We start from the raw sequence: 25,843 nt of genomic DNA, 5'->3' as shown, positions 1-25,843 counted from the left end.
CGTGACAGGTATCGGGCGGGCCGCCGGACGCCGGGCCCTCTCCCGACCTTCCTTGAGTCGAGGCTTGTCAAGTTTCTGCCGCCGAGCTATATACATAAACCGTAGGGCATCGCACCCAACACCACCTGTGGAGAGGAGTGAGCCGTGATGCTCATGCGTACCGACCCGTTCCGCGACTTCGACCGTCTCACCCAGCAGGTCTTCGGCGGCAGCCGTCCGGCCGGCATGCAGCTGGACGCGTACCGCGCGGGGGACGACGTCGTCGTCCACTTCGATCTGCCGGGCGTCGACCCCGAGTCGATCGACCTGGACGTCGAGCGCAACGTGCTGAGCGTGAAGGCGGAGCGCCGCTCCCCCGCGCCGGAGAACGTGGAGATGCTCGCCGCCGAACGCCCCGTCGGCACCTTCACCCGCCAGCTGTTCCTCGGCGACACGCTCGACACCGAGCGGATCGACGCCTCGTACGACTCGGGTGTCCTGACGCTGCGCATCCCGGTCGCCGAACAGGCGAAGCCGCGCAAGATCCAGATCACCGGTGGCGGCGGCGGACCCCGGCAGATCAACGGCTGACGCACACGGTTCCGGCCGGTACCGGCGCGCCGAGCGCCGGTACCGGCCGGATGTGCGGGGCCTCGCGGGGGCCTGGCCGGGTTACTTCAGCCTGGCCGGCTTGGGCAGCGTGCAGCCCGCGCGGGTCAGGTCGATCTTGTTGCCCGGCCCGACACACGGCACGATCCAGTAGGTCTCCTGGGCGTAGTTGATGCCCTGGCGGACCGTGACCCTGCCGTTCTCGTCGACCTCGCACGGGTTGTTGTCCGTGCACCGCTCGCCGTCCTCATTGCCGGTGTTGTTGACGGCGACGACCTTGCCGGTCGCGTCGTCGATCACCGGGGAGCCCGAGGTGCCGCCGATGGTCTGGCAGGCGGAGGTGTAGCGGACCGAGTCCTTCCAGGTCCACTGCCCCTCCTTGAGGCGGTACGCGAAGCCGTCGATGTTGCACTTGTACAGCCTCTTCCAGTAACCGGAGGCGACGGTGATCGCCCGGCCCTGCTCGGGCCTGGACGCGTTCAGCTCCAGCGCCTTGATCCCGTACCGGCTCTCGATGTCGCGGTAGGTGCTGGTGAGTTGGTACAGCGACACGTCCGTGTCGGTCATCGTGCCGTACGCGATCTTGGAGGCCCGGACCGTCCCCGCGTTGCCGCCGGAGGCGTTGAGCAGCGTGAAGCTGCGGGACGACGGTTTGTCGACGATGACCTGGCCGGGCGCCGGGAAGCCGCCCTCCAGGCAGTGTCCGTTGGACAGGACGAGCGCCGGGTCGGCCGGCTGGGAGCCGGGTACGCGGACCACGGAGCCGGAGCAGTTGCTGAGCGCGACGGTTCCGGCGAAGTTGACCGCCTTGACCGTGGGTTTCGCGGGGCGCTCGTCGCTGACGGCCGCGGCCGGCGCCGCCGTCGCTCCCAGAAGGAGCGCGGCGAAGCAGACACCGGCGAGAGGCTTGTTCATGTGGGGGATCCCCTCTGATGACCATGTGACCGAAGTTCGTTCGGTTTTGTCATGCGCATTGTTGGGCCCACCGGCCGCCAGGACAAGACCGCGGACGGACACAACTCACCGCTGACAGAACACGCCGGCGGCCGCCCCTCGCGTCCCCCTTGTGTCCGAAAACACGGAGCGGCCCGTGCGACCCGGCCGTAAGCTCGCGGACATGCAGGTCATCCAGTCGACGAAGCTCTCCAACGTCTGTTACGAGATCCGGGGCCCGGTGCTCGAGGAGGCGATGCGGCTGGAGGCGGCCGGACACCGCATCCTCAAGCTCAACACCGGCAACCCCGCGGCCTTCGGCTTCGAGTGCCCGCCCGAGATCCTCGAGGACGTCCTCCGCAACGTCGGCACCGCCCACGGCTACGGCGACGCGAAGGGCCTGCTGGCCGCCCGCCGCGCGGTCGTCATGCACAACCAGACCCTGGGCATCGAGACCGACGTCGAGCACGTCTTCATCGGCAACGGCGTCTCCGAGCTGATCGTGATGGCCATGCAGGGCCTGCTCGACGACGGCGACGAGGTCCTCGTACCGGCGCCCGACTACCCCCTGTGGACCGCGGCCGTCTCCCTCTCCGGCGGCACCGCCGTGCACTACCGGTGCGACGAGCAGGCCGACTGGATGCCGGACCTCGCCGACATCGAGCGCAAGGTGACCGACCGCACCAAGGCGATCGTCGTCATCAACCCGAACAATCCGACCGGCGCCGTCTACAGCGACGAGATGCTGCGCGGCCTCACGGACATCGCGCGCCGCCACAACCTCCTGGTCTGTTCGGACGAGATCTACGACAAGATCCTCTACGACGGCGTGACGCACACGCCGACCGCCGCCATCGCCCCCGACCTCCTCACCCTCACCTTCAACGGCATGTCGAAGGCGTACCGGGTGGCTGGGTACCGCGTGGGCTGGATGGCGATCTCGGGCCCGAAGGCGCACGCCTCCTCGTACATCGAGGGGCTGACGATCCTCGCCAACATGCGCCTGTGCGCGAACATGCCCGGCCAGCACGGCGTGGTCGCGGCGCTCAGCGGACGCCAGACGATCAACGACCTGGTGCTGCCGGGCGGCCGGCTCCTGGAGCAGCGCGACACCGCGTACGACCTGCTGACGCAGATCCCCGGGGTGAGCTGCGTGAAGCCGAAGGGGTCGCTCTATCTCTTCCCGCGGCTCGACCCGAAGGTCTTCAAGATCAAGGACGACCGGCAGATGGTCCTCGACCTGCTGCGCGCCGAGAAGATCATGGTCGTGCACGGTACGGGGTTCAACTGGCCGGAGCCCGATCACTTCCGGGTCGTGACGCTGCCGACCGCGACGGATCTGGCGGAGGCGGTCACCCGGATCGGGAAGTTCCTGGACGGCTACGGCCAGCCGTGACCCAGCCCTCTTGGCCTCGGCTCAACTTTAGACAGGATCTAAGCTAGGATGGCTTTCAAGCAACCGTCTGGAGGCCATCCCATGTACGAGCCGATCCGCACCAAGTCGGTCCACACGATGGCCGACGACGCCGGTTTCCCGCACCGCTCCCGCGAGGAGGAGCTGGACATCCAGCTCGCCGGGCACCTCGCGGCGCTCCTCGCCGTCACCGACGAGCTGCGCGCCCTGGCCCCCTCGGCGGAACTGGACGGCGCCGCCGAGCAGTTGGCCCACCAGGTGGCGCGGCTGCGCGGCGGTGCGCACCCGCCCCGCTCCTCGGCCGCGGCCGCCGGTCCCGAGTCCCACCTCGCCGCCCTGCACCAGCGCGCCCACGCCCTCGCGGGCCGCGCCCTGGTGGTGGCGGCCTCCCGCGCCGACACCGCGGCGGCGATCCTCGCCGCGGAGCGCATGGACGCCCACGCGGGCGCCACGCGCCTGGTCGGCGCCTCCTGAACGGCCCCGGTCCGCGGCCGGTGAGGCCGCGGACCGGGTGCCACCAACGGCGACGGCACTGGGGGTGCGCGCCCTGCCGCCGGTGCTCCATGCACCGCCCAACTAGCTGATGCGCACCGTGGCCTGGGCGGACGAACCCTCGTGCAGGGCGTCACCCGCGTAGCTCACCTTGTAGAGCGTCTTGCCCCGCTTGCCCGGCAGATCCTTGATCCGGAACGTGCCGTCGGCCGCCACCTGCGCCGCCGTCAGCTCGCCGGTCGTGCCGAACCGGTCGGTGCGCGTGACCTTCAGGTCGATCCCGGAGGGCAGCGCGCGTCCCTGCCCGGTGAGCTTGCCGGTGATCTCGACGCCGCCCGCGCGGGTCGCCTCGGCCGGCGCGGTCAGCTCGATCGCCGTCGACGCCTTGGCCACGTCCACCGTGACCGTGACGTCCTCGGCCGGGCGGTGCGTGACTTCACCGAGGAAGCGCAGCGTGTACGTCGCCTCGCCGAGCCGGTCCGGCACGTCGAGCACCGTGAAGCTGCCGTCGGCCGCGACCTTGGCGGCCGCCACCTCCTGCGTGCCGTCGGCGTCCTTGCGGATGGCGGCGACCTTCACGGGCTCGGCGGGAGCCGGGCCGTCCAGCTCCAACTTGCCCCGGATGCCGAGCGGTTCACCGACGACGGGCTTGCTGGGCGTGGTGCTCAACGTGCCCGTGAAGCGGGAGTCGTACTGCGCGGCGGGCGGCTGGACGACGTGCAGCCAGTACTCGCCCCTCGCGTTGCCGGTGACAGCGAAGAGGCGCTTGCCGTCCTTGGACCATTCGAGCCCCTCGGGCACGACCCGCGTGCCGTCGAGCTCGCTCTCGAAGGCGAACTCCAGCGCCGTGGTGCCGTCCTTCGGGTCGGCGGGCTGGATCAGCAGGTCCGCGGTGCTCCCGGTGGCGAACGCGCCCCGGGCCACATACTTGCCGTCGCCGCTGAACGCCACCGCCGACGCCTTCGCGCCCTCCGGCAGCGGCTGGTAGCCGACCGGGGCGTCCGCGAGGTCGCCCGCTTCGAGCAGCCGGGTGCCGTACGCGGCGTCCGCCACGGCGATCCGCTTGCCGTCGGGGCTCTGGGCGATGTCCTGCAGGTCGAGCGCGCCCTTGCCCTCGGCGTCGGCGAACCGCCGCGAGGGTCCGCGCACCAGGGTGTCGCCGCTCGCGTCGAACGTGGTGACGAACGGGTTGGCGTCGGCGCCCGCGCCGGCCTGCCCCGCCACCAGCCGGTCGGGCGCCCCGGGGTTGGAGTCGAGCCGCAGCCGCCCCTGGCTGTTCCAGCCGGTGTTGACGTACGAGGTCCCGCTGACCCCGTACAGCAGCGCGAGGTTGTCGGGCCGGTCGCAGTAGGAGCTGCCGCTGTAGGGCGTCTCCGTGTACCACGTCTTGCCGCCCGCGACCGCCACCTCGCGGCCGCAGGTGACGTCGTAGTTGGTGTACGCCGCGCCCGTCTTCTCCTGCGTCGCCGTGTCGAACGTCAGCATGCGGTTGGACTGCGACACGTGCAGGGTCGCGCCGTCCGCGCTGAGCGCCATGCCGGACACCGGCTGGTCGGTGGGGAGCGAACCGACGCGCTGCCCCTGGAAGTTGTAGACGAGGACCGCGCTCGCCCCGCTGTCGGACCTGCGCCCGTCGGTGACGTACACGCGCTCGTGCGCGTCGTCGACCACCATGTCACCGAACGACGGGACCGGCAGCTTCGCCACCTCGTCGGACGGGGTCGCGGCGCTCGCGGCGGGCGTCGCAAGGCCGACGAGCCCGGCCGAGCCGAGGGCCACCGCGAGCGCGGTGCCCGTCATCCGCCGTAAACGCTGAGATCTCTTCAACTCGTCCCCCCACGGGATCGATCGACGGCCCTACTGATCAACGGGCCGACATGCGGGTCCATGAAACATGTGGGAGGACTGTGAAGGCAAGGTGTTCAAGATGCAACTGTGTCGCACGGCCGGGCCCCCGCACGCCGTTGTGCGGGGGCCCGGCCGGAAACGGAAGGCGGCGAGGGTCAGCCCAGACGCCGGACGAGCGCGCGGTACTCGTCCCACAGCTCCTTGGGCGCGTGGTCGCCGAAGGTGTTGAGGTGCTCGGGGACCAGCGAGGCCTCCTCGCGCCAGACCTCCTTGTCGACCGTGAGCAGGAACTCCAGGTCGGCCGGGGCGAGATCGAGGCCGTCCGTGTCGAGGGAGTCGACCGTCGGCAGGATGCCGATGGGGGTCTCCACACCCTCGGCCCGCCCGTCGAGGCGGTCCACGATCCACTTCAGGACACGGGAGTTCTCACCGAAGCCGGGCCACACGAACTTGCCGTCCGCGTTCTTCCGGAACCAGTTCACGTAGTAGATCTTCGGGAGCTTGGACTGGTCCTTGTCCGCGCCGACCTTGACCCAGTGGGCCATGTAGTCGCCCATGTTGTAGCCGCAGAAGGGCAGCATGGCGAACGGGTCGCGGCGCAGCTCGCCGACCTTGCCCTCGGCCGCGGCGGTCTTCTCGCTCGCCACGTTCGCGCCGAGGAAGACACCGTGCTGCCAGTCGAAGGACTCGGTGACCAGCGGGACCGCGCTGGCGCGGCGGCCGCCGAAGAGGATCGCCGAGATCGGCACGCCCTTGGGGTCCTCCCACTCGGGCGCGATGATCGGGCACTGCGAGGCGGGCGTGGTGAAGCGGGCGTTGGGGTGGGCCGCGGGGACGCCCGACTCCGGCGTCCAGTCGTTGCCCTTCCAGTCGGTGAGGTGGGCGGGGGTCTCCTCCGTCATGCCCTCCCACCAGACGTCGTTGTCGTCGGTGAGCGCGACGTTGGTGAAGACCGAGTTGCCCCACAGCGTCTTCATGGCGTTGGCGTTGGTGTGCTCGCCGGTGCCGGGCGCGACGCCGAAGAAGCCGGCCTCGGGGTTGATCGCGTAGAGGCGGCCGTCCTCGCCGAACCGCATCCAGGCGATGTCGTCGCCGATGGTCTCCACGGTCCAGCCGGAGATCGTGGGCTCCAGCATCGCCAGGTTGGTCTTGCCGCAGGCGGACGGGAAGGCGGCGGCGACGTACTTCGACTCGCCGTGCGGGGGCGTGAGCTTCAGGATCAGCATGTGCTCGGCGAGCCAGCCCTCGTCGCGCGCCATGACGGAGGCGATGCGCAGGGCGTAGCACTTCTTGCCGAGCAGGGCGTTGCCGCCGTAGCCCGAGCCGTACGACCAGATCTCGCGGTCCTCGGGGAAGTGCGAGATGTACTTGGTGGAGTTGCAGGGCCACGGGACGTCGGCCTGGCTCTCCTCCAGGGGGGCGCCGAGCGTGTGGACGGCCTTGACGAAGAAGCCGTCGTCGCCGAGCTCGTCCAGGACCTGCTGGCCCATGCGGGTCATGGTGCGCATGGAGACGGCGACGTACGCGGAGTCGGTGATCTCGACGCCGATCGCGGACAGCGGCGAGCCGAGCGGGCCCATGCAGAAGGGCACGACGTACATGGTGCGGCCGCGCATGGAGCCGCGGAAGAGGCCCTTCTCCCCCTGGAAGATCTCCCGCATCTCGGCGGGGGCCTTCCAGTGGTTGGTCGGGCCCGCGTCCTCCTCCTTCTCGGAGCAGATGAAGGTGCGGTCCTCGACGCGCGCGACGTCGGTCGGGTCGGAGGCCGCGTAGTAGGAGTTCGGGCGCTTGATGGGGTCGAGCTTCTTGAACGTGCCCTTGGCGACGAGCTCCTCGCACAGGCGCTCGTACTCGGCTTCGGAGCCGTCGCACCAGACCACGCGGTCCGGCTGCGTCAGCTCGGCGATCTCGTTCACCCAGGAGGCGAGCTCCCGGTGGTTGGTCGGGACGGTGCCCAAGGACAGGGGAGCCGCGATGTCGCGCGCCACGATTGCTCCTAATCGAGGGGTTTTTGGGATGTATGCCCCGTGGGGGCTGCGACCCGGACGCTTCACGTGTACTTCCTCTGGCGCTCATCCGGTGCCGACCGCACTCATTTGATCATCCGACGTGGGCGCCCATCTGTCCAGAGGGCTTCACAGTTGAGCGGAGTGAGTATCGCCACTTGTACGGGTACGCGTATGACGGCACGGGTCCGTCCGCATGTCGTGCGGATCGGCCCCTCATCAGCACGGATGTGTCCGACTGATGTGCGACTTACGGGCCCGTAGGTACGATGCCGACCATGACCGCGTCTGCATCCGAAGCGAACCCGCAGCCCGCGGGAGAGCCCTCGCTCGTTCCGCCTCCGGAGTCCGTACCGCTTCCCGTGAAGCCGAAGATGCGCGGCTGGCTGCACGCGGGAATGTTTCCCGCGGTGGTCGTCGCCGGCCTGGTGCTCACCGCGCTCGCCGACTCGCCGCGCGGCCGGCTCGCCTGCGGGATCTTCGCCCTGACGGCCTGTCTGCTGTTCGGCGTCAGCGCGCTCTACCACCGGGGGAACTGGAGCCCCAGAGCCGACCGTGTCCTGCGCAGGCTCGACCACTCCAACATCTTCCTGATCATCGCCGGCACCTACACACCGCTGACCATGCTGCTGCTCCCCGGCTCGCAGGGCCGGTGGCTGCTGTGGGGCATCTGGGGCGCGGCGCTGGCCGGCATCGCCTTCCGCGTCTTCTGGGTCGGCGCGCCCCGCTGGCTCTACACCCCGTGCTACATCGCGATGGGCTGGGCCGCGGTCTTCTTCCTGCCCGACTTCCTGCACAAGGGCGGCGTCGCGGTGCTGGTCCTCGTCGTCGTCGGCGGGCTGCTCTACAGCGCGGGCGGCGTGATCTACGGCATCAAGCGCCCGAACCCGTCGCCCCGCTTCTTCGGCTTCCACGAGGTCTTCCACTCGCTGACCCTCGCGGCCTTCGCCGTGCACTACGTGGGCATTTCTCTGGTGGCCTACCAACACGGCTGACCCATCCCCCCTCCACACCCGGTGGCCGCGGCTCTCCAGCCGCGGCCACTCTTTTGTGCGCCCGCCGGATGGATATTGACAGTCACTACCTTCTGAGAGTTACTGTCATTTCATGGTTACTGTCATCAGTTCACCTGCCGAGGCCCGGCAGGACCCCCGCCGCTGGTGGGCGCTGGCCGCCCTGGTCGCGAGCATGCTCGTCCTCGGTTTCGACACGACGATCCTCAACGTCGCGCTGCCCACGATGGCCGCGCGGCTCGGCGCCGACACCGGGGAACAGCAGTGGATGGCCGACGCGTACGTCGTCGTCTTCGCCGCGCTGATGCTCCCCGCCGGACTGCTCGGCGACCGGTTCGGCCGGCGCCGGATGCTGATGACCGGACTCGGGATCTTCCTCGCCGCCTCCGTCGCCGGAGCCCTCGCCGACGACGTGTCCCTCGTCGTCGCCGCCCGCGCGGTCATGGGCGTGGGCGGCGCCCTCGTCATGCCGCTCGCCCTGGCCGTCCTGCCCGCCCTCTTCGGACCGGGCGAGCGGACCAAGGCCGTCGGCATCGTCTCCGCCTCCGCCGCGCTCGGCGCGCCGCTCGGGCCGATCCTCGGCGGCTGGCTGCTCGACCACTTCTGGTGGGGCTCGATCTTCCTGATCAACGTCCCGATGGTCGCGATCGGCCTGCTCGCCTGCCTCTTCCTGCTGCCCGAGACCCGCGACCCCTCCTCCCCCGCGGTCGACGCGCTCTCCACGGCCCTGACCGCGGCCGGCCTCGGCGCGCTGATCTACGGGATCATCGAGGCCCCGGGCCGCGGCTGGGGCGACCCGCCGGTCGTCGCCGTGCTCGCCGCCTCCGCACTCCTCCTCACCGCCCTCGTCCTGCGCGAGCGCCGCATGACGCGCCCCATGCTCGACCTGACGCTCCTGCGCCACCGCGGCTTCTTCCTGAACACCCTTGCGGCGACCCTGGTGATGTTCGTGCTCTCCGGGCTGTTGTTCGTGCTGCCCCAGTACCTCCAGGCCGTCCTCGGCAACGACGCCTTCGGCACCGGCGTGCGGATGCTGCCCATGATGGGCGGACTCCTCGTCGCCGCCCGCGGCGCGGAACCCGTCGTACGGCGCTTCGGGCCCCGCGCGGTGATCAGCGGCGGGCTCGTGGTCCTCGCCTTCGCCGCGATCCTCGGCAGCCGCACCGACGCCGGCAGCGGCTACGGCTTCACCGCCCTGTGGCTCTCCGTGGCCGGAGTCGGCTTCGGCTTCGCCGTCGTGCCCGCGATGGACTCCGCGCTCGGCGCGCTGCCCGTCGACCGCGCCGGCTCGGGGACCGGACTGCTCATGACCGTACGGCAGGTGGGCAGCGCGCTCGGGATCGCGCTGCTCGGCTCGCTCCTCGCCGGCGCGTACGCCGACCGGCTGGACACCCGCGGACTGCCCGGCCCCGCGGCCGGCGCGGCGGACGGCTCGGTGGTCGCCGCGCACGCGGTCGCCGACCACCTCGCCGCGCCGCACATCGCCCACGCGGCGGACGCCGCCTACCTGCACGGCATGGGCCTCGTCCTGCTGGTCAGCGGCGTCGCGGCCCTGGTCGCCGCGCTGCTCGTCGCCGCGCTGCTGCCCCGGCCCGACGACGCGCCCCCGCACCCGGCCGACCTGGGCAAGGACCGGACGGATGCCCGACAATGAGCGTCATGACCCCAGCACGTACCACCGCCTCCGCCGGCGCGCCCGCCCTGGGCCTGCGCGAGCGGAAGAAGCTCAAGACCCGCATCGCCATCCGCGACGCGACGTACCGGCTGGTGCGGGAGCAGGGGTACGAGGCGACGACGGTCGACCAGATCGCGGAGGCCGCGGAGGTCTCCCCGTCCACCGTCTTCCGCTACTTCCCGACCAAGGAGGACATCGTCCTCACCGACGAGTACGACCCGTTCCTGGAGAGCGAGTTGCGGAGCCGGCCCGCCGACGAGCCCATCGTCCAGTCGCTGCGGCACGTGCTGCGGCGGGCCGTGGGCCACGGCTTCGCGGAGGAGCCCGAGGTCACGCGGCTGCGCACCAAACTGATGACCGAGGTGCCCGCCGTGCGGTCGCGGATGCTGGAGAGCATGTCGGTCACCGGTGACATCCTCTGCCGTGTCATCGCGGAACGCACCGGCCGCGACCCCGGCGACCTGGAGGTGCGGACCTTCTCCATGGGGCTGGTCGGGGCGCTCACCGAGACCACCGCGTACTGGGCGGAGCACGGCCACCGGGACGACCTGCCCACGCTGGTGGACCGGACCCTGGACATGCTGGTCAGCGGCTTCTCCGGCGAGGAAAAACCTCGGTAAGGCCCGCCCCGGCATGCCATCCTGACGGCATGAACGGTCCGGAGATCCTCATCGCCTTCGACCCCGAGCTGGAGCTCTTCGTCCCGCCCGGCCGACGGGGCGGCCCCACCGCGGCCGCCACCGACGGCGCCTCCACGCTCGGCCACGTCGTCGAGTCCCTCGGCGTCCCGCTGACGGAGGTCGGCGCGCTCCTCGTGGACGGCCGCGAGACCGCCGCCGGACACATCCCGGCGGCGGGCGAGACCGTCACCGTACGGGCGGTCACCCGCCCCCAGCACGTCCCAGGCGCCCCGCTCCGCTTCCTCCTCGACGTCCACCTCGGCACCCTCGCCCGCCGCCTGCGCCTCCTGGGCATCGACACGGCGTACGAGAGCACGGACATCGGCGACCCCGCCCTCGCCTCCCGCTCGGCGGCCGAACGGCGCGTCCTGCTCAGCCGCGACCGGGGCCTGCTGCGCCGCCGCGAACTGTGGGCGGGCGCATACGTCTACAGCGACCGCCCCGACGACCAACTCCGCGACGTCCTGGGCCGCTTCGCCCCCGAACTACACCCCTGGACCCGCTGCAGCGCCTGCAACGGCTCCCTGCGCCCCGCCACGAAGGAAGAGGTCGCGGACCGCCTGGAGGGCGGCACGAAGGGCACGTACGACGTCTTCGCCCAGTGCCCCGAATGCACCCGCGTCTTCTGGCGCGGCGCCCACCACGACCACCTCGAATCCATCGTGACCCGCGCGGTGGAGGAATTCGGCGGGGCGGGCGCACGGTCCACGGTGCCTTCGACGACGGGCAGTTGACGCCCACACGGCACGAGCGGACGCCGACCGCGCACCCTCGGGCCAGCCGCCCACCCCGGGCACCGCCTTGCCCTCAGGCGCCGCTCCCGGCCACGTACTCGCGGAGCCGGTCCTCGATCTGGCTCATCCACTGCCCTGCCGTCATCCCCTGCGGCGGCAGCAGACCGCAGCCCATACCTGTCAGGGCGTACTCCAGGTCCCCCTCGGCAGAAGCCAGGGACCGCAGGTCGGCGATGTCCCGCAGGATCTCGCCGGCGTACTCGCTCTGCCCGTACTCCAGGTAGTCCAGCATGATCGCGTCACGATCCGGGTGGTCGAGAAGTGCGTCCTGGTGGAACCCGCCGCTCATGAGCCCCGACAGGGCCGGATACCTCTCCCTCCATTCCCACCTGGACTCCGGAAGGGCGTCGGCGTCCTCGACCTGCTCACCGCCCGCGAGAAACGCCCGCAGATGCGGCAGCATCAAACCGAAGAACTCGTCCGGGTCCTTCCCATCCGACGACCTGAGACTTTCCGGCGGGACACCCGCCTCGTCAAGCGCGTCGAAGACCTCGTCCACCGGCCCGAGCTCCAGCAACAGCTCCAGCTCGGACACCACCCGTTCCACCCGCCCGGGATGCCGGACAGCCATCCGCAGATAAGCCCGCATGGCCCGGGAGGGAACGTCGACGCCATCGAGATCCCCTGCGGACATGGGCGACCCGTCGCGCGCCCGCCCCTTTGCCCGTGCCGAGTCATAGGCACTCAGGAGCCCCGGAAGCTCCCGGAAGACAACTCTCCCGCCTCCACCTTCACCGACTACGCATTGTTCGGATTCAGACATAAAGGATCCATTTCACTGAGCAAGGCTAAGCCGGCGGGCCCGGGTAAGATGTTATCACCAAGTACCCATCGGGAGCCTGCGGGTCTCGCTTCAGTACGACAGTCACTTCCTTCGATGGATGCGGCTTATCCCCTCGCCTCCCCTCATCTCTGTTCAATCGGCGACCGACAGAATCACCCGGGAAATTTGCCGTAAAGGTTTCAGTCTTACCCTTTCCACTCTTCAGCCATTCCTCAATTTTGCGCTTATTTTCCTGAGCGACCCTGTTCATGTAGGACTTCGCCTCAGTGAAGCTTTCATAAGTGGACGCCGCGGGAATTTCGGGCTCCTGCTTCAATCGATGACGCAGATCCTTGTCACTCTTGCCCACATGCTTTTCAATGGTGTGCCCCCCGAGACTTTCTTCCACGGCCGGGTCGAACTCTCGCAGTCTCGGTGGTTTAGGTCCTTTACGACTCCATTTCTGGTCGTAATTCTTCCAGTTTTTCTTAAGCCAGTACGAATCTAGCTTCTCGACCTCTACGCCATATTTCTTGTACGGGTTGACACCATACGCGTAGGCGCCGGCCAAACCTCCATAGGCGCTGCGGCTTCCCGCCAGTGCCCACGCGCCACCCGAGCTCATTCCGCCGGCGCCCGGCCCTCCGAGCATCATCATCGACTCGATGTCCATGCCTACCTGGGTCGCGCCATCCAATGTGTCGGCGGTGATTCCCGCCAACCCATAGACATCGACGATGACCTGTCTGAAGTAGCGGTCGACGAAGCTCGGTTCGGGCACAGAGTTTGAGTCGTTGGTGTGATTTATGTTATCGAAAAGAATATTCACCAAAGCCCGGCAAGAGCTCTCCAGCGCCTGCACCAGCTCATGGACGGCCGCACGGTGGTCGGAAGCCGCAATCTCCGCCGTCTCCCTGGCGCGATGCACGAGGTCCTCGCCCGTTCCATCATGGGCCTTGAACACAGCTTGAGCATTTCTCAGGGCTTTGTCCGCGTCACTCTGACATTCCCCGAGAGTCCGCCGGAATGCTTTGATCGCGTCCGCTGCTGTCTCGTGTGCGGTCACCTCAGGAAGAAGCTGGTCCTTGAGAAAGACAAGCCGCCCCCATACTGCGGTGAACCATGTGCTCTCGAGTCCGGCCGACGGGAGGTGGTCGACGACTTTCGACAACTGGTCCAGAGCGTCCTGAGCGTCGTGTTGGCGACGACGGAAGAATCGTTGCCAATCGAGAAGAACTTCTGCATCACCGGGCGTCGGATCCTTGGAAAGACCGATCAGTTCCCATTCTGTAGGTCTCCCCACCGCCGCGACCCCAATCCTCTACCGTCCCATCTGTTCGTATGCCAAGATACCCTCCTGCGGGGGCAGGCACAGCGAGTTCAAGACGAGTTCCGGGGGTTGCGTTCATGGCCGATAAGGGAAAGTTCAAGCACGACAGCGAAGCCGTGACACAGCTTCGCACATCGATCCGCAAGGCACGTCCGCGTCACATCGACAGGCCGACAGAGCCTACCGCCTCCGAGGTTGCCGGAGAGCGGGTGTCCGAGCCCATGGCGCGATTGACCTATCTCACAGAAGTAATTGTTGAAGGTCGCACCAAAGCGATCGAAGACCTGGCGAGAAATATGCATGACGCAAATATGCGCATTTGTATAACTGACCAGGCACTCGGTCGTTCGATAGCCCGTGCCGATTGAACGGTTTCGGTGTCGGCGGTTCCACGAGATATTTACGAAAGCAGCCCCGCCAGTACCGCCGGATCCGTGGTCGGGGCGTCGCAGACGAAGTTGCGGCAGACGTAGGCCGCCGGGCGGTCGTTGACCAGGGGGCGGTCGGTGAGCAGGGGGAGTTCTTCGCTGCCTTCCGGGCCCGCCGCCACCACCGCTCCCGGTGCGGTGCCCAGCAGTGCCGTGCGATGCAGGTCGCCGAGGAGTTCTCCGACGACCGCCACCTCGCGGGGGCCGTCCACCGCCGCCTCCGCGACCGCGAGGCCGTGGCCGATGAAGCGGGGGACCCGGGGGCCGAGCGCCTTGACGATGCCGAGGGCGCGTTCGGCCGCCGTGCGGTGCGGGGCGGCGCCCGTGTGGGCCGCGTACGTGAGGAGCGCCCCCGCGGCGGCCGTCCAGCCGGAGGGCGCCGCGTTGTCGGTGGGGTCCTGGGGGCGGCGGATGAGCCGCTCCGCGTCGGCCGCCGTGTCGTACAGCGCACCGGTCCGCGCGTCGACGAACTGGGCGAGGACGTGGTCCAGGAGGAAGCCGGCGAACTCCAGCCACACGCCCTCCCCGGTCACCGAGGCCAGCGCGAGGAAGCCCTCGGCGACGTCGGCGTAGTCCTCGAGGACCCCCGCGTTGGCGCCGGCATGCCCGTCCTTGGAGGTGCGGGCGAGCCGGGCCCGGTCGTCCATGTGGAGCCGTACGAGGAGATCCCCCGCGCCGACGGCGGCCGCGATGAGGTCCGGCCGGTCGAAGTAGGCGCCGACCTCGGCGAGCGCGGCGATCGCCAGGCCGTTCCACGCGGCGACCACCTTGTCGTCGCGCCCCGGCGCGGGCCGCTCGGCGCGCGCCGCGAGCAGCCGCTCCCGTACGGAGGCGAGCCGCGCGGCGTCGGCGAGCGGCCCGTCCGTCCGGGGCAGGCGCAGCACGGAGGCCCCCTCCTGGAAGGTGCCGTCCTCCGTCACCCCGAAGCAGGTCGCCGCCAGCTCCGCGTCGTCGTCCCCGAGGACCTCCCGCAACTGCTCCGGGGTCCACACGTAGTACGCGCCCTCGACGTGCTTGCCGGTCGCCGGGTCCTCGCTGTCCGCGTCCAGCGCGGAGGCGAACCCGCCCTCGTTGGTGCGCAGTTCGCGGACCATGAAGTCCGCGGTCTCCAGGGCGACCCGGCGGGCGAGCTCCGAGCCGGTGGCCCGCCACAGGTGGGCGTAGACGCGGCACAGCAGCGCGTTGTCGTACAGCATCTTCTCGAAGTGCGGCACGATCCACTCGCGGTCGACGGAGTACCGCGCGAAACCGCCGCCCAGCTGGTCGTAGATGCCGCCGCGCGCCATCTGCTCGCAGGTATCCGCGGCCATCTGCAGCGCGCCCTCGGCCCCGGTGCGGGCGTAGTGCCGCAGCAGGAACTCGACGGTCATGGACGGCGGAAACTTGGGCGCGCCGCCGAAACCGCCGTGCGTCGCGTCGTAGTCACGGGTCAGCCCCAGCAGGGCCTGCGCCAGGTCGTCCTCGGTGGGCCGCTCGTCGGTGCCCTGCGCGAGCTGCCGCTCACCGAGGTCCCGCACGATCTTGCCCGCGACCTCGGCGACCTCGCCGCGCCGGTCCGTCCACGCCCGGTGCACACCGTCGAGGACCTGCGCGAAGGACGGCATGCCGTGGCGCGGCGCGGGCGGGAAGTACGTACCGAAGTAGAAGGGCTCGGCGTCGGCGGTGAGGAAGACGGTCATGGGCCAGCCGCCCTGCCCCGTCGCGGCCTGCACGGCCTCCATGTAGACGGCGTCGACGTCGGGCCGCTCCTCGCGGTCGACCTTGATGTTCACGAACTTCTCGTTCATGAGCGCGGCCGTCGCCTCGTCCTCGAAGGATTCGTGCGCCATGACATGGCACCAGTGACAGCTGCTGTATCCGACGCTGAGCAGCACCGGCACGCCGCGTTCGCGTGCCTCCTCGAAGGCCTCGGCCGACCAGGGCCACCAGTCGACGGGGTTCTCGGCGTGCTGGAGGAGGTAGGGGGACGTCTCATGGGCCAGTCGGTTCGGCATACCCCCCATCCTCGCGCACACCCGGCCCCGATCCGCGGACGCCCTCGCGCGCGCGCCCCGTACGCAGGACACTTGTGACCGCAGGCAACTGGTGCTCTCGGAGGGGGAACCCATATGCGGGACAGCCATCGGGCCGAGGCCGAGCGGCTGTTGGCACGGGCCGTCGAGGAGGAGGTCCGGCGCTCCGGCGGGCGAGTCGACGGGAGCGTACTGCTCTCGCGGGCGCGCGGCGCGCTGGACGCCATGGCGCAGACGGCGGCCGAGGAGTACGACGCCTACACGGCGGCACTGGACGCGGCGGAGGCGGGCCGGCTCAGCTTCGGGCAGCGTTACGCGCGCGAGGGGGCCGGAACTCCCCTGCTGGTGGCGGTGGTTGCGGCGCTCGCCGCCGGGCTCTCCGACCTGTCGTTCGGCACGAGCGTCGGCACGGCGCTCGGCACCGGCGCGGTCGTCGCCGTGGCGGGTGCCGCGGCGACCGTCCTGAAGGTGACGGCCTCCCACGTCCCGGCGGAGAGCCGGCGCGCGGGCGAGCTCAGCCGGCCCGGCGGCCCCGAGCAGCTGCGGCTGCAGTGGCTGACGGCGCTGGAGGTGCGCGGCATCCGTCCCTTCCTCGACCAGCAGCGGGTCCTCGCCGCCTCGACCGGCACGCACGCGGCGAAGAAGGCCGCGCCGCAGCTGCGCGGCACGGACAAGAGCGCGGCGGCGCGCAGGCGCAACGTCCTGCAGCAGTCCTTCACCCAACTCACGGAGACCGCGGTGCCGTTCGTGGGCCGGCGAACCGAGCTGGGGCGGATCGCGCAGTGGGTGCACGCGGCGCGCGCGAGCACCGACACGCGGCCCACCGTCGTCGTGCTGCACGGCAGCCCCGGCTCGGGGCGGACCTCGCTCGCGGTGCGGGCCGCACACGAACTGCGGGACCAGTTCCGCGGCGCGTGCGTGGTGGACCTGCGTGGCGACGCCCCCGAGGACACCCCGCTCGCCACCCGCGACGCCCTGCTGCACCTGCTCAACCGGCTGGGCGCCCCGCGCGAACAACTGCTCTTCAGGGAGCGCTCCTCACCGGAACAGCAGGCCAAACGGCTCAGCGAGCTCTACCACCAGTACCTGACGGGCCTGCCGGTGACGATCGTGCTCGACGACGCGCGCGACGTCGAACAGATCCGCACCCTCGTCCCGGAGCGCTCGGACAGCCTCGTCCTGGTCACCGCCAGGGAGCCCCTGGAACTCCCCGGCGACCTGCCCGCCTGGGTGCACCAGCTGCCCGTCGAAGCGCTGGACGAGGCGGCCGCCGAACAACTGCTGCGCGAGTCCGCCGAGGATCTGTCGGGTCCCTACGACGCCGAAGCGGGCGACGCCGTACGGGAGTTGTGCGGCGGTCTGCCGCTGGCGCTGCGCGCCGCCGGCTCCTCGCTCGGCCCGCGGACACCGCGCACGCTCGCCGCCGACCTGGAGGCCTACGGGCCCGCCGAGAAGGTCGGCCCGGTCGAGCGCGTCCTGTGGCTGCGCTACAGCGACCAGTCGGAACAGGCACGGCGGCTGCTGCGCCGCCTCGCGCTCGCCGGACGGGCGTCGCTGGGCGTGGCCGCCGCGGCGGCGCTGCTCGGCACGGACGAGCGGGAGGCCGCCCGGCAGCTGACCGCGCTCGCCCGCGCGGGCCTGGTCGACCTGCCCCGGCCCCGGGCCGCCGCGGACGGCGCGACACCGTCCGCCGCCAGCCGCTACCGCCTGCACGACCTCGTGCGCTCCTTCGCCAGGGCCCGCCTCCTCGACGAGGAGGAGGCCGCCGAGCGCACGGCCGCGCAGGAACGCCTCATCGCCAGCTACGGCGAACTCGCCGACACGGTGATCCGCCTGGTCGACGGCAAGACGTCCACCCGGGCCGACCAGTTCGGACAGCACGGCTTCGCCTCGCTCGACGCGGCGCTGCGCTGGCTGGACGACGAGTCGACGTTCATCACGGCGGCCCTGCGGCACGCGGAGGGCGTCGACCAGCGGGCCGTGCTCAACCTCCTCGGCGCCCTGTGCGACTACTGCCTGCTGCGCGGCGACCTCTACCGCCTCGGTGAGATCAACGAACTCACCCAGGCCATCGACCAGGGTCTGCTCGGCCGCAGCGTGCAGTGGCGTACCGGCATCGCGGCCCGCCAGCTCGGCGAGCTCGACCAGTCGCGTACGACACTGAACTCCGTCGTCGACCTGTACTTCGAGGCCCACCAGGACGCGGCCGCGGCCCGCGCGCTCGGCTCCCTCGGCATCACCCTGCACCACCAGGGCAATCTGACGGAGGCCGCGGCCCGCCTCACGGAGGCGCTGGAGTTGCAGACCGCGGAGGAGCTGGCGGGCGACCGCGCCTGGACCCTGCACGCGCTGGCTGCCGTCGAACGGGACCGCGCCCACCTGGCGCACGCCCTCGACATGCTGCGGACCGCGCTCGACCTGCACCGCAGGAGCGGCTCCGTGCACGGCGAGGCGTGGACCCACTTCCAGCTGGGCCAGCTCTGCCTGCGCATGGGCGACGTACCGCGCGCGGAGCACGAGCTGCGGGAGGCGCTCGAGCTGTACGGCCGCACGCGCGACGGGCGCGGCGAGGCCTGGGCCCTCACCCAGCTGGCGCGCGCCCGGCTCGTGGACGGCGACCCCTCGCCCGCGGTCGACGGGCTGCGGCAGGCGGTGGCCCGGCACCGCGACAACGACGACGCGCGCGGCGAGGCCTGGTCCCTGTACTACCTCGGCCAGGCCCTTGAGGAGACCGGCGACCTGGACCAGGCGGTGCGCGAACTGGAACGGGCCCGCACGATGTTCTCCCGGATGCGGGACGTGTACGGGCTGGCCTGTGCCCGGCACCACTCGGCGCGCGTGACCCGCGACCAGCGCGCCGCCCAGACCGGCTCGCTGCGCAACTCCGGCTTCGCGCGCCAGCTCCTGGTGGACGCCCGCGCCGACTTCCAGCGCATCGGGGGCGCGCACGGCGAGGGGTGGACCTGTCTGGAGCTGGCGGTCGTGGACGCGGGCAACAACCGCACCCAGCAGGCGCTCGCCCTGTGCGACGAGGCGATCGCCCTCTTCACCTCGTACGGTGACCGCCGCGGCGAGGACTGGGCCCGCTTCCTGCGCTGCACCCTGCTGCCGTACGCCTCGCCGGGCGGCTGGGAGATCGGCACGGCCGTCGCCCAGGAGGAGCTCAACCAGCTCGCCCGCGCCGACCACCCCACCCGCGACGGGAAACTCGCCGACTACGTCCAGGCGTACGGCCTGCTCCTTGAGCGGGGCGCCGACCTGGAGACCGGGTGGCAGGCATGGCGCCTCGGCATGGTGCCGAACCGGCACGCACGCGAGGTGATGGGGGTGGAGGTGCCACAACCGCAGTGAGCCACCCGGAGCGTCCGGGCAGCTGCGGGAGCCTCATGACGTAGAGGAATTGGGCCTTCCCCTCACGCCCGGGGCCGCCCGTCGTGGAGGAGGGTGGAACCAGGGAATGCCGCCCGTGTCCAGCTCCCCTCCCCGGGCGGCGCGACCCGACCACGGGTCGCCGGCGCTGCGGGAATGCACCGGCACCCGTGGCCTCCCCTTGGCTGGACCGGCCCCCGGACGGTGCAGGTCTTGGCGTCCCCGCCAGTCTCGCCAGGCGCACGTGGGCTCACCATGCGCAGACGGCACCGCCCCCTCAGCCAACCCGCGCCGCCCCGTCCGCCCCCGCCGGCCCCCCCGCCCCCCAAGCCGCCTCGATCATGTGGAAGATTTCGTCGACCGCCGTCTCCGGGTCGGGTGCCTCGCGGGCCAGTGCGTGGGCGTCGACCACGAATCTGGCGATCGTCAGGCAGGCCGTCGTGGTCTGGGGGAGGCCGAGGTCGGTGGCGATGGCCGCTGCCAGCGACTCCGCGTGGCGCAGCCTCATCGACTCCTCGTACCGGCGCAGGTCGGGCGACGCGTCGATCATGCGCCAGACCGGGGCGGCACTGTCCGACGTGCAGTGCAGCACCATCGCCCGCATCGCCTCGCGCAGCGCGGGGATGAGCGGCTCGTGCGGGGCCCGCTCGGTGACCGCCCGCGCGAGGCCCTGCTCGAAGGTCTCGTCCTGCGCGAAGACCAGTGCCTCTTTGGCGGCGAAGTGGGAGAAGACCGTGGTGACGGCGACGTCGGCCTCGGCGGCCACGTCCCGGATGCCCACCGCCTCGTATCCGCGATCCAGGAAGAGCCGCAGGGCGGTCTCGGCGATCTTCTGGCGGGTCGCTGCCTTCTTGCGCTCACGGCGTCCGGACGGCTCGGTCATGAGTGAGACGCTATCAGGTGCGTAAAAGTAATCGTTCCGAAAAGCTAACCGTTAGTGTTACGTTCGCGGCATGAAGAGAGTGAGCTTCGCCGAGTTCGGCGGTCCCGATGTCCTGCGCCTCACCGATGCCGAGGAGCCCCACCCGGGCCCCGGCCAGATACGTGTCGCCGTACGAGCGGCAGGAGTGAACCCCGTCGACTGGCGGGTCCGTGAAGGGCAGGTCCTTCAGGCCCACCCACTCGAACTGCCCGCCGGCGTAGGCCTGGACGCCGCCGGAGTGGTGGACGAGGTCGGCGCGGGCGTCGAAGGGGTGCGGGTGGGCGATCACGTGTTCGGCGAGGGGGCGAGTACATACGCGGAGTTCGCCGTGTTGTCGGCCTGGGCCCGGATGCCGGAGGGGCTGACGTTCGAGGAGGCGGCCGGCTACCCCTCCGTGGTGGAGACGGCGCTGCGCGTCATCCGCGAGGTCGGTGTGCGGCCGGGGCAGACGCTGCTGGTCAGTGGCGCGTCCGGCGGTGTCGGGTCGGCGGTGCTGCAGGTCGCCCGCGACCGCGGCATCGCGGTGATCGGGACGGCGGGGGCCGCGAACCAGGAGTACCTGCGCGGCCTGGGCGCACTCGCCACCACCTACGGCGAGGGGTGGGTCGACCGGGTGCGGCGGCTCGGCCGCGTCGATGCGGCCCTCGACCTGGCCGGCTCGGGCGTGCTCCGCGAGCTCGTCGAACTGACCGGGGACCCGGAAAAGGTGGTCTCCATCGCCGACCTCAGTGCGCCGGAGCACGGCGTGCGGTTCTCCGGCGTGGCCGGAAGCGTGCCGGACGCGCTCGCCGAGGCCGTCGACCTCATCACACGGGGAAAGCTCCACATCCCCGTCGAGAGGTCATACGCGCTCGCCGACGCCGCCGCGGCCCACATCGACAGCCAGGCCGGTCATACGCGCGGGCGCCGCGTCATCGTCATCTGAGCGCCGGCTGAACGCCCGGACTCCCGACCGCCACCCGGGCCCCCGGGGCGCCGAAGGACCCGAGCCGTTCGTTCACCGCGGGCCCCGCGACACGCCGGGGCCCGCACCGCGCGCCGCGGCCGCGCACCCGCCCCCTGGCGCCGGACCGCGAGGTCACGCCCCGTCGCGGGGCGGCTCCGGGCGCCGGAGAGCTGTCATGCGGCTACTTGCCGGTGGCGGGGTCCTTCTTCCCGGAGGCGTCCTCGCCGCTCACCGAGCCGACCGACTCCTTCTCCGGCTCCTTGAAGTCGACCTTGCGCATGTGCTTGTTCATCGACTTCATCAGGCCCCAGACGGCCAGGGCCATCACCGCGAAGACGATGAAGCCCAGGACGCCGGGAGTCACCTTGTCGTCGTCGACCTCCTTGGCAAGAGGGACGAGATGCGTCATTGCCAGATGTGCGTTCACGCTAGGCATTGTCGCGGATGCCCGTAAAGAGGTCGTCCTCGGGGAGGGAGGTATCGACGAGCGACTTGGCGAGCTCGTACTCCTCCGTGGGCCAGACCTCCTTCTGGAGCTCCATCGGCACGCGGAACCAGCCGCCCTCGGGGTCGATCTGCGTGGCGTGCGCGATCAGGGCCCTGTCACGGACCTCGTAGAAGTCGGCACACGGAACGTGCGTGGTCAGCGTCCGCTCGACCCGATCGGACTCGTCCCAGCGCTTCAGCCAGTCCCCGTACGGCGACTCCATGCCGCGGTCGAGCATCGCCCGGTGCAGCGCCTCGGTGCGCGGACGGTTGAAGCCCTGGTTGTAGTAGAGCTTCTGCGGCTGGAAGACCGGGCCGAACTCGCTCTCCGGGTACTTCTCCGGGTCCCCCGCACCGTCGAAGGCCACCATCGAGATCTTGTGGGTCATGATGTGGTCGGGGTGCGGATACCCGCCGTTCTCGTCGTACGTCGTGATGACCTGCGGACGGAAGGCGCGGATCTGGCGGACCAGCTCGCCGGCGGCCTTGTCGACGTCCTCCAGGGCGAAACAGCCGTCCGGCAGCGGCGGCAGCGGGTCGCCCTCGGGCAGCCCGGAGTCGACGAAGCCGAGCCACTCCTGCTTGACGCCGAGGATCGCGCGGGCCTCGTCCATCTCCTTCCTGCGCACCTCGTGGATGTTCTCCTGGATGTAGCGGTCGCCCTGGAGCTTGGGGTTGAGGATGTCGCCGCGCTCCCCGCCCGTGCAGGTCACGACGAGCACGTCCACCCCCTCGGACACGTACTTGGCCATGGTGGCCGCGCCCTTGCTCGACTCGTCGTCGGGGTGGGCGTGAACGGCCATCAGTCGCAACTGCTCAGTCAAGACTCGATCCTCAGTTATCGGGCGCCCTCGTGATTCCGGCGCGATGAACGGGTGCCGCCCCGCCGGGGCGTCGTCGAGGGGCGGCGGTCGGGTGCCGGGCGGGAGGCTTCTATAGTGACGGAACCGGGGGGCGGAAAATTCCGGCATCCCCTGTTCCTGGAGGACGATCATGGCGGCGGTGGGCCCTCAGCTCCCCGAAGGTTCTCCCGGCGGGGTTCCTGGCCGGGTTCCCGAGGGGCGGTACGGCCGCACGCGTACGGCGGACGAAGCCGCCGACCGCAAGCTGAAGATCGTCGGCACCGTGCTCGGCGTGCTCCTGCTCGGCCTGATCGGCTGGTTCGGCTACGACTACATCGACGGCACGAAGGTCAGCGGCGAGGTCATCAAGTTCGACGTCGTCTCGGACCACGCCGTCGAGGCCCACCTGGAAGTGCGCAAGGACACCGACGCGCGCGGCTACTGCACCCTGCGCTCGCAGGCCGAGTCCGGTGCCGAGGTGGGGCGCGCCGACTTCCGCTTCGACCAGCGCACGGACCGCATCGACAAGGTCGTCACGCTCCGTACGACCGAGAAGGCCACCAACGTCGAGCTGCTCGGCTGCCACTCCGACTGACGTGGCCCGGCTTTACCGCGCTCACCTGCGTCGACGCAAATCTGACGGCTTATGTCCTCCCCCTTGGGCAGCTGAATTGTTAGGCTCGTGGTTTCGCCCACCCGTGAGGGAACATCCTTCTGGGTAGGGCGATGCTTTGTATTCCCAGTACCTACGAGGAGCACCTGTGACCCAGACCAGCGAGAACGTCACCTGGCTGACCCAGGAGGCGTACAACCAGCTCAAGGCCGAGCTGGAGTACCTGTCTGGTCCCGCGCGCACCGAGATCGCGGCGAAGATCGCGGCAGCGCGTGAGGAGGGCGACCTGCGCGAGAACGGCGGGTACCACGCGGCCAAGGAGGAGCAGGGCAAGCAGGAGCTCCGTGTCCGCCAGCTGACCCAGCTCCTGGAGACCGCGCGGGTCGGCGAGGCGCCGGCCGACGACGGCGTCGTGGAGCCCGGCATGGTCGTCACCATCGCCTTCGACGGCGACGAGGACGACACCCTCACCTTCCTGCTCGCCTCCCGTGAGTACGCGAGCGGCGACATCGAGACGTACTCGCCGCAGTCCCCGCTGGGCACCGGCGTGAACGGCAAGAAGATCGGCGAGAACGCGAAGTACGAACTGCCGAACGGCAAGTTCGCCTCCGTGAAGATCCTTGAGGCCAAGCCGTACAAGGCCTAGCGCTCACTTCGGGCTCCTAGAACGACCGGGCTCCCGGCACCCACGGTGCCGGGAGCCCGGTCGTTTCCGTCAGGCCGCCGCCGAGCGGTACTTGCGGACCGCCAGCGTGCGGAAGACGACCAGGATCAGCACCGACCAGATGACCGAAGCCCAGATCGGGTGCTGCATGGGCCAGGCGTCCGGGGTCTTGAAGCCGGGCGGCAGGTTCCCGAAGAGCTCGCGGCAGGCCTGGACCGTCGTGCTGAACGGGTTCCACTCGGCGATGTGCCGGAAGAACGCCGGGAGGTTGTTGGAGTCCACGAAGGCGTTCGAGATGAACGTCAGCGGGAAGAGCCAGATCAGCCCGCCGGACGTGGCCGCCTCCGGGGTGCGCACCGAGAGCCCGATGAGGGCGCCGATCCACGAGAACGCGTACCCGAGCAGGAGCAGCAGGCCGAAGCCGGCGAGGACCTTGGCGAAGTTCTCGTGCGCGCGCCAGCCGATGAGGAGCGCGACCAGCGCCAGCACGACCAGGGTGAGCGCGGTCTGCGCGAGGTCGGCGATGGTGCGGCCGGTGAGGACGGCGCCGCGCGCCATGGGCAGTGACCGGAAGCGGTCGATGAGGCCCTTGTGCATGTCGTCGGCGATGCCCGCGCCGGCGCCCGCCGTGGCGAACGTGACGGTCTGGGCGAAGATGCCCGCCATCAGGAACTCGCGGTAGTCCTGCGAGGAGAGCGATCCGCCGACCTGGATCGAGCCGCCGAAGACGTACGTGAACAGGACCACGAACATGATCGGCTGCACGAGGCCAAATAGGATCATTTCGGGAATTCGGCTCATACGAATCAGGTTGCGGCGGGCTATGACCATGGAATCCCTGACGGACTGGCCGATGCCGCCGGCGGGCCTGGGGGACGCCGTGCGCACGGCGTCGGAGACGGTGCTCACTTGTCGGCCTCCTTCTTGGGCTCGGCCGGGGCGCCGGCCGTCTCTCCGTCGGTCGCTTCGCCATTGGTCGCCTGCTCGGCCGCGTGGCCGGTGAGGGAGATGAAGACGTCGTCGAGGGTGGGGCGGCGCAGGCCGATGTCGTCGATCTCGATGCCGCGGGTGTCGAGCTCGCGGATGACCTCGGCGAGGAGCTTGGCGCCACCGGTGACGGGGACGGTCAGCTTGCGGGTGTGCCGGGCGACGGCGACCTCGCCCTTGCCGAAGCCGCGCAGCACCTCGGACGCGGTCGCGATGTGGTCGTCGTCGTGCACGACGACCTCGACGCGCTCGCCGCCGGTCTGGGCCTTGAGCTGGTCGGAGGTGCCGCGGGCGATGACGCGGCCGTGGTCGACGACGCAGATGTCGTGCGCCAGGTGGTCCGCCTCTTCGAGGTACTGGGTGGTCAGGAGCAGGGTGGTGCCGCCCGCGACCAGCTCCTGGATGACCTCCCACAGTTGCTGGCGGTTGCGCGGGTCCAGGCCCGTGGTCGGCTCGTCCATGAACATCACGGGCGGCGACACGACGAGCGCGGCGGCGAGGTCGAGGCGCCGGCGCATGCCTCCGGAGTACGTCTTGGAGGGGCGGTCGGCGGCGTCGGCGAGGTTGAACCGGTCGAGCAGCTCGCCCGCCCTCGCCTTGGCCTCCTTGGCCTTCATCTGGTAGAGCTGGCCGACCATCTGCAGATTCTCACAGCCCGTCAGATACTCGTCCACGGCGGCGAATTGGCCGGAGAGGCCGATCGAGCGCCGCACCTCGTTCGGATGCTTGAGGACGTCGATGCCGGCGACGACCGCCTTGCCGCTGTCCGGCGTCAGGAGCGTCGTCAGACAGCGGACCGCGGTCGTCTTCCCCGCGCCGTTCGGACCCAAGAGGCCGAGTACGGTGCCTTCCGGGACATCCAGATCGACGCCGTCCAGAGCCTTTACGTCGCCGAAGGTCTTCACCAGACCTTCGGCGTAGATGGCGCCTGGCATGTGGTTCTCCCCCTGATGTGGGTGACTTCCTACGGAGAGCTTAAATTTGCCGGGACTCGCCCGCCCGGCGACCGGGTGACACAGGACACACCATAACGCGATA

23 protein-coding genes are annotated in these 25,843 nt (G+C 70.3%); 12 read left to right on the top strand and 11 right to left on the bottom strand.

The genetic code is table 11. The features are described from left to right. Positions 1-147: 147 nt before the first annotated feature. Complete coding sequence (locus tag ACZ7DY_RS07580) at positions 148-570, top strand: Hsp20/alpha crystallin family protein (RefSeq protein WP_471131280.1); 423 nt, start codon at positions 148-150, stop codon at positions 568-570. 81 nt (positions 571-651) lie between these two features. Here the strand turns inward: ACZ7DY_RS07580 and ACZ7DY_RS07575 are convergent, their stop codons facing one another. Continuing rightward, positions 652-1,503 carry a S1 family peptidase gene (locus ACZ7DY_RS07575; protein ID WP_471131279.1) on the bottom strand — a complete coding sequence of 284 codons (852 nt, stop codon included), beginning with the start codon at positions 1,501-1,503 and terminating at the stop codon, positions 652-654. 202 nt (positions 1,504-1,705) lie between these two features. Here ACZ7DY_RS07575 and ACZ7DY_RS07570 point away from each other — a divergent pair, with 202 nt between their 5' ends. Further along, the gene (locus ACZ7DY_RS07570; protein ID WP_471132389.1) at positions 1,706-2,917 is read left to right on the top strand and encodes a pyridoxal phosphate-dependent aminotransferase; all 1,212 of its coding nucleotides are present in this window, start codon (positions 1,706-1,708) and stop codon (positions 2,915-2,917) included. A gap of 81 nt (positions 2,918-2,998) precedes the next feature. Beyond that, entirely contained in the window at positions 2,999-3,409 is a 411-nt protein-coding gene (locus ACZ7DY_RS07565) for an SCO4983 family protein (protein ID WP_471131276.1), read from the top strand. 102 nt (positions 3,410-3,511) lie between these two features. Here ACZ7DY_RS07565 and ACZ7DY_RS07560 read toward each other — a convergent pair whose 3' ends face one another. Continuing rightward, entirely contained in the window at positions 3,512-5,227 is a 1,716-nt protein-coding gene (locus ACZ7DY_RS07560) for an Ig-like domain repeat protein (RefSeq protein ID WP_471131274.1), read from the bottom strand. A 203-nt stretch (positions 5,228-5,430) separates the two neighbouring features. Then, a complete protein-coding gene (locus ACZ7DY_RS07555; RefSeq protein WP_471131271.1) occupies positions 5,431-7,263 on the bottom strand; it encodes a phosphoenolpyruvate carboxykinase (GTP) in 1,833 nt (610 codons plus the stop codon). Positions 7,264-7,559: 296 nt separating this feature from the next. Between ACZ7DY_RS07555 and trhA the strand changes: the two genes are divergently transcribed. From trhA to ACZ7DY_RS07535, 4 genes are all read left to right on the top strand, one after another. Next, complete coding sequence (gene trhA / locus ACZ7DY_RS07550) at positions 7,560-8,276, top strand: PAQR family membrane homeostasis protein TrhA (RefSeq protein ID WP_471131268.1); 717 nt, start codon at positions 7,560-7,562, stop codon at positions 8,274-8,276. Between the two features lie 112 nt (positions 8,277-8,388). Then, positions 8,389-9,948, top strand: a complete 1,560-nt coding sequence (locus tag ACZ7DY_RS07545; protein ID WP_471131265.1) for an MFS transporter — start codon at positions 8,389-8,391, stop codon at positions 9,946-9,948. Between the two features lie 5 nt (positions 9,949-9,953). Beyond that, a complete protein-coding gene (locus ACZ7DY_RS07540; protein ID WP_471131263.1) occupies positions 9,954-10,589 on the top strand; it encodes a TetR/AcrR family transcriptional regulator in 636 nt (211 codons plus the stop codon). A 29-nt stretch (positions 10,590-10,618) separates the two neighbouring features. Then, positions 10,619-11,383, top strand: a complete 765-nt coding sequence (locus ACZ7DY_RS07535; protein ID WP_471131261.1) for a Mut7-C RNAse domain-containing protein — start codon at positions 10,619-10,621, stop codon at positions 11,381-11,383. A 73-nt stretch (positions 11,384-11,456) separates the two neighbouring features. On the opposite strand, the gene ACZ7DY_RS07530 is transcribed toward ACZ7DY_RS07535, so the two are convergent. Next, positions 11,457-11,978, bottom strand: coding sequence for a contact-dependent growth inhibition system immunity protein (locus ACZ7DY_RS07530; protein ID WP_471131258.1), 522 nt, complete (start codon positions 11,976-11,978; stop codon positions 11,457-11,459). 253 nt (positions 11,979-12,231) lie between these two features. Beyond that, positions 12,232-13,509, bottom strand: a complete 1,278-nt coding sequence (locus ACZ7DY_RS07525) for an RNase A-like domain-containing protein (protein ID WP_471131255.1) — start codon at positions 13,507-13,509, stop codon at positions 12,232-12,234. A 104-nt stretch (positions 13,510-13,613) separates the two neighbouring features. Here ACZ7DY_RS07525 and ACZ7DY_RS07520 point away from each other — a divergent pair, with 104 nt between their 5' ends. Next, positions 13,614-13,904, top strand: a complete 291-nt coding sequence (locus tag ACZ7DY_RS07520; RefSeq protein ID WP_471131253.1) for a hypothetical protein — start codon at positions 13,614-13,616, stop codon at positions 13,902-13,904. A gap of 32 nt (positions 13,905-13,936) precedes the next feature. On the opposite strand, the gene ACZ7DY_RS07515 is transcribed toward ACZ7DY_RS07520, so the two are convergent. After that, a complete protein-coding gene (locus ACZ7DY_RS07515) occupies positions 13,937-15,958 on the bottom strand; it encodes a thioredoxin domain-containing protein (RefSeq protein WP_471131251.1) in 2,022 nt (673 codons plus the stop codon). Between the two features lie 114 nt (positions 15,959-16,072). Here ACZ7DY_RS07515 and ACZ7DY_RS07510 point away from each other — a divergent pair, with 114 nt between their 5' ends. Continuing rightward, positions 16,073-19,327, top strand: a complete 3,255-nt coding sequence (locus tag ACZ7DY_RS07510; RefSeq protein WP_471131249.1) for a tetratricopeptide repeat protein — start codon at positions 16,073-16,075, stop codon at positions 19,325-19,327. A 295-nt stretch (positions 19,328-19,622) separates the two neighbouring features. Here ACZ7DY_RS07510 and ACZ7DY_RS07505 read toward each other — a convergent pair whose 3' ends face one another. Beyond that, complete coding sequence (locus tag ACZ7DY_RS07505; RefSeq protein ID WP_471131247.1) at positions 19,623-20,228, bottom strand: TetR/AcrR family transcriptional regulator; 606 nt, start codon at positions 20,226-20,228, stop codon at positions 19,623-19,625. 70 nt (positions 20,229-20,298) lie between these two features. On the opposite strand from ACZ7DY_RS07505, the gene ACZ7DY_RS07500 reads away from it, so the two are divergent. Further along, complete coding sequence (locus ACZ7DY_RS07500) at positions 20,299-21,192, top strand: NADP-dependent oxidoreductase (protein WP_471131244.1); 894 nt, start codon at positions 20,299-20,301, stop codon at positions 21,190-21,192. A gap of 202 nt (positions 21,193-21,394) precedes the next feature. On the opposite strand, the gene ACZ7DY_RS07495 is transcribed toward ACZ7DY_RS07500, so the two are convergent. Further along, positions 21,395-21,649: a hypothetical protein gene (locus ACZ7DY_RS07495; RefSeq protein ID WP_471131242.1), complete on the bottom strand. Its 255-nt coding sequence runs from the start codon at positions 21,647-21,649 to the stop codon at positions 21,395-21,397. Continuing rightward, a complete protein-coding gene (mca, locus tag ACZ7DY_RS07490; RefSeq protein ID WP_471131240.1) occupies positions 21,642-22,523 on the bottom strand; it encodes a mycothiol conjugate amidase Mca in 882 nt (293 codons plus the stop codon). The genes ACZ7DY_RS07495 and mca overlap by 8 nt, the downstream gene beginning before the upstream one ends. Positions 22,524-22,701: 178 nt before the next feature. On the opposite strand from mca, the gene ACZ7DY_RS07485 reads away from it, so the two are divergent. Further along, positions 22,702-23,136 (top strand): DUF4307 domain-containing protein, encoded by a 435-nt coding sequence (locus tag ACZ7DY_RS07485; RefSeq protein WP_471131237.1) that lies wholly within the window; start codon positions 22,702-22,704, stop codon positions 23,134-23,136. Positions 23,137-23,302: 166 nt separating this feature from the next. Beyond that, positions 23,303-23,800, top strand: a complete 498-nt coding sequence (greA, locus tag ACZ7DY_RS07480; RefSeq protein WP_471131234.1) for a transcription elongation factor GreA — start codon at positions 23,303-23,305, stop codon at positions 23,798-23,800. Positions 23,801-23,869: 69 nt separating this feature from the next. Here the strand turns inward: greA and ACZ7DY_RS07475 are convergent, their stop codons facing one another. Further along, a complete protein-coding gene (locus ACZ7DY_RS07475) occupies positions 23,870-24,727 on the bottom strand; it encodes an ABC transporter permease (protein ID WP_471131233.1) in 858 nt (285 codons plus the stop codon). After that, the gene (locus ACZ7DY_RS07470; RefSeq protein WP_471131230.1) at positions 24,724-25,740 is read right to left on the bottom strand and encodes an ATP-binding cassette domain-containing protein; all 1,017 of its coding nucleotides are present in this window, start codon (positions 25,738-25,740) and stop codon (positions 24,724-24,726) included. Before ACZ7DY_RS07470 ends, ACZ7DY_RS07475 begins: the two co-directional genes overlap by 4 nt. Positions 25,741-25,843: the final 103 nt, after the last annotated feature.

This window comes from Streptomyces sp. NPDC037013, from assembly GCF_055607265.1.
Note: the sequence above shows the minus strand (reverse complement) of the source record. Positions and strands in the feature narration are given on the sequence as shown.